General features: G+C 34.5%; 6 protein-coding genes. All 6 read left to right on the plus strand.

The window, feature by feature from the left end:
* Positions 1–174 precede the first annotated feature (174 nt).
* Positions 175–366 (plus strand): DUF3954 domain-containing protein, encoded by a 192-nt coding sequence (locus HRG09_RS27530; RefSeq protein WP_174103985.1) that lies wholly within the window; start codon positions 175–177, stop codon positions 364–366.
* A 909-nt stretch (positions 367–1,275) separates the two neighbouring features.
* Entirely contained in the window at positions 1,276–1,479 is a 204-nt protein-coding gene (locus HRG09_RS27535; RefSeq protein WP_174103986.1) for a hypothetical protein, read from the plus strand.
* Positions 1,480–1,557: 78 nt separating this feature from the next.
* Positions 1,558–1,944: a hypothetical protein gene (locus HRG09_RS27540; RefSeq protein ID WP_254610194.1), complete on the plus strand. Its 387-nt coding sequence runs from the start codon at positions 1,558–1,560 to the stop codon at positions 1,942–1,944.
* A 217-nt stretch (positions 1,945–2,161) separates the two neighbouring features.
* Entirely contained in the window at positions 2,162–2,437 is a 276-nt protein-coding gene (locus HRG09_RS27545; RefSeq protein WP_174103987.1) for a hypothetical protein, read from the plus strand.
* A gap of 850 nt (positions 2,438–3,287) precedes the next feature.
* Complete coding sequence (locus HRG09_RS27550) at positions 3,288–3,755, plus strand: ArpU family phage packaging/lysis transcriptional regulator (RefSeq protein WP_174103988.1); 468 nt, start codon at positions 3,288–3,290, stop codon at positions 3,753–3,755.
* On the plus strand, positions 3,755–4,061 hold a 307-nt coding region (locus HRG09_RS27555; RefSeq protein WP_174103989.1), incomplete at its 3' end, for a tyrosine-type recombinase/integrase. The genes HRG09_RS27550 and HRG09_RS27555, both read left to right, overlap by 1 nt.

The following is a 4,061-nucleotide window of genomic DNA, read 5'->3' on the forward strand; positions in this document are numbered from 1 at the left end:
TTGTAAGAAGGCAAGGGATAATAAAGAGCCGATACCAATACGACTTCATCTATGCTTGGAACAATCATTTGTTCCAGAAAACGTTGTGCAATATTTATAGGCAAATAAAAAAAGCCGAGACCACTCTCGACTTACTTCGATAAAGTAATTATAACACATGTGGGAGTGATTTCGGTGGGAATTATTAAAGAAAATATTGCAGGAATGACAGCTGAAATTTCATTAAACCAAAATATGATTTACGTTGTAAAAGATGGACAGATTCACCCGATTGAGCCACCAACAACTGGTCATGGTGAGCAATCTTTCGTATATAAAAGCGGAAAAGTAACTCGTATGGATGAGCGGAAAACGCAGTTAATTTAATAGAATTTGCATTTTGTACCAATATACAGAGTTGATTGGGGATAATTCTATAAATAAAGACTCTACTCTCAATGATGAGAGCAGAGTCCTTAGATGCAGTTGCTGAGTTCGTGGGATGGTGAACGCCAGCAACTAAATAATATCATGATTATTCAGAAAAAACATGGAGTAAATATTTCTAACTTTTCTAATAACAGTAAATTGATGTGAAATGAATAAAAGCGTTATTTGGATAAGAAAGTGTTTATGTAAGAAAGAGCGTGCAACAGTTCACGCTCCTTTAAGAGGAGATTCGATGCCTTTAGAATCATTTCTCCATACACGATATGAATGTTTGTGGAAAGTGTGCAAGAAATTGATTTAGAAGAAGTGATTTCTATATATGCAAGAAATTAATACAAAAACGCTATTTTGCACAACAAAGCAGCTAGCTCAATTAGCTAACTACTTGTTGTACAAAAGAAGCGCCGCGCTTACAGCAATGATTTGTAACCTAAAGTTACTGCTATAGTATAAACGGGAGTTGAAATATTATACGGGATTGAAAGAACTGAATAAAACTGTATTTGAGAACAAAAACTTTGTCTCACTAAATAGAGGAGAACAGCTTTTAAAGCTATTCTCCTAAACAGAAGTGGGGTAAAAGAACCTCTCAAATGGCAATTAATTAATCCCTACAAAGGTAGTATGTACTTACATTGAAAATCTATACAACAAAGCAGCTGGCTCAATAAGCCAACTGCTCGGTTGTCACAATGTTTCTTAAGGAGATAGAATTTAGCGCAATTTCATGGGAATAGAATTATGGCTGGTGGCCTATCCATAATATGCACGATATTTGAACAAGTATTCACGAACTTTAGAGGATTAAATAAAAATTTCATTTTGTAGAGAAATGAGGAGGTTCAATTGAGGTTTTATAAAGATGATTTGGTAATGGTTATCCATCCTGATTATCCAGAACTTCAGGGATTAGCAAAAGTTACAAAGGCTTCTGATGAAATAGCGTTAGTGTGGGTTTACCTGTATGTAGATAATAGCGAACGGTGGGTTCATATCGAATTTTTAAGACATGCTACAGATGCGGAAATAAGAGCAGCTAGCCCAGTCTAACTGCTCTCTCTAAAAATGATGATTCGATGCATAGACATTATATGCTAAAATGTTGAGTTTATTCAAGGGGTGATTAAAATGGCAAAATTCGAACTAAAAGTAATTAATGATAGATTGGTAATTGATTTAAATGAATTAACTGAGGATTACATGGAATCCTTAGCTTATGATGGTATGCCAAGTAAATATGATACTGGTGAACTAGCTTGTACAGAGCCGATTGGACATGTAGAGCTATCAGAACATCAAATAAACAAAATCATGGCAGAATACGAAGACGGTGGAGAATGTGATTGGTGTGGCGGTATCAGTAAGGAATTAAGAGGACCACATTTATTAGATTTCGTTCCAGGTAAAAAGATGTGCCGGAATTGTTGGGAAATGGATCGTAAGAATTACTTAGGCGCGATTGGTGAAGATATTGGTCCATTTGATACAAATAAAAGAGCAGCTAGCAAAAGCTAACTGCTCAGCCCAAGGGAATAGTAAGAAAGAGCTTTGGTACTGCAAAAATGGATTATGGATATTCACCAGCCCGTTTATAGTGTAGCCGAGACTTGGATTTTTATTCGGAAAAACTAAAAAGAGCAGCTAGCCCAGTCTAACTGCTCTCCCAAAAATGATGATTCGATGCATAGACATTATATGCCAAGATGTTGAGTTTATTCAAGGGGTGAGCGAAATGGGTAATGTAGAATGGTATGAAGCTGATGATAATAATGATGGAATCAAAACAATAGCAATGATTGAAATTGATAAGAAATTAAAAGGTATAACGATGTATGGTTACAACAGAATAGTCGGTTATAACGGGATCATAAAAGGGGACAAGGTTCTCTATAAAGGAGAAGAATATACAGTGGTAATGGTATCGAGGTTGGGGGATTTTGGGTTATCTAAAACAGGAGAATTACCATATATTTTACGTGTTTGCCCAAAAGATGTCGTGAAGCAGTAAAAAAGCAGCTAGCAAAAGCTAACTGCTCGGCCCAAGGAGATTGGGAAAAGATTACTATCATAGAAGTAGGTATAGCTATAGTGTGTGCAGAATTTCGGGTTTTATTCAGACATATCCAAAAAGAGCACCATCAAATAAGTGCTCTTTAAGTGAAAAATTGTAAAAGTCATGTAAAGGAACACTTTTTCATTTGTGAGACATTGATTTTTTTGCCTCAAAATAACATATGAGCATTGAACCTAAAAAGTGATAATAAAAAAAACAAAAGAGCAGCTAGCAAAGGCTAACTGCTCGACTCCAATAAAAATTGACAATGTGGAGGCCACATTCCATGAAAGGTGGCTATTAGAGCCTATCTACAGTATTGACGGAATATTGAGTTTTATTCAGGGGGGATGTTCGTTAGGAAAGTCACACTAAAGTCCTCGTTATTAACCATGTGACTCCTATAAGCACTAAGAATTCAAAGGATATTAGAAATACGCTTTTCTTTGGCTTTTTAAACTCTTTTATCAAAGCGAAAAGTGCACTAACTCCTGCAAGGATAAAGATAATGAGTCTCAATGTATCTGGCATATTCAACACTCTTAAAGTTTAGTTAATTAAATTATATAGTAAATTCATTTAATGTAAAAAAATGTTATTAATAATTAAGCTCATTTTAAACAAAATAATCCTTTTATAAATTATCCAAAAAGAAGAAAATGGTATAATAGATACAATTGAATTATCAGTCCTACTGGAAGAACCAGCGGAGATCGAACTACAAAGGGCGTTAGCAATATTGCTCTGTAGTTTGGTGTCCGCTTTTTTATATTTCATTAATAAAATAGATAAGGAGTGTTTATATATGACGCAATTAACTTTCTTGCCAAAGATTGAACGTAAAGCAACACAGGCTCGTTTAGAAAAGATTCTTGAAGACGTTCGTATTTATAGACAGTTTGGGATGATTAGAAATGAGATGAAGATTACAGCTTCTTGTGAAGTAAGATATCACGGCCCAACAAACATGGTAGGTAAACCAGCTGAAGATGTTGCTTTGGCTAATTTAGAATTGAGTAAACGAGAAGAGAGATTAAAACGTCTATCTTTTCAGATTGATAAGGCATTAAGTCGTTTTAGTAAGAATCAAAGAAACATTATTGTAAAACGTTATTTAGAAGATGAAGAAGTCTTTGATTACATGGTTTATAACGAGATTGGCATGAGTGAGCGTACATATAGACGTAATAAGTCCAATGCTTTTTATAAACTAGCATTTGCTCTTAGGTTAGAAGTATATGAGATAGAAGAGCAACATGGAGGTAATGAATAATGAACTTTGTTCAACCTATTCGTGATCCAGATCAAATACAACAAATTAAAGAATATCTAAAAGAAAAGAGCGAGCGTAATTATATTCTATTTGTAATGGGGATTAATACAGGGTTACGTATTAGTGATATTCTCAAATTGAAGATAGGAGATCTAAAAGGTAGTCATATTTCGATGAGAGAAAAGAAAACAGGTAAACAGAAGCGTATTCAGTTAACACCATCGTTAAAGAGAGAATTACGTTGGTACATTGAAGAAAGAGAAGACAATGAGTATTTGATTAAAAGTCGTGAGGGGAAGAATAAAG

The organism is Bacillus sp. Xin1 (assembly GCF_013314535.1).
In the GTDB taxonomy this organism is placed as follows: Bacteria; Bacillota; Bacilli; order Bacillales; family Bacillaceae_G; genus Bacillus_A.

Bases quoted from the DNA above. Each gene is read 5' to 3' on its own strand.
- HRG09_RS27540 (WP_254610194.1), top strand. From the start codon at position 1,558: ATGGCAAAATTCGAACTAAAAGTAATTAATGATAGATTGGTAATTGAT.
- HRG09_RS27545 (WP_174103987.1), top strand. From the start codon at position 2,162: ATGGGTAATGTAGAATGGTATGAAGCTGATGATAATAATGATGGAATC.
- HRG09_RS27550 (WP_174103988.1), top strand. From the start codon at position 3,288: ATGACGCAATTAACTTTCTTGCCAAAGATTGAACGTAAAGCAACACAG.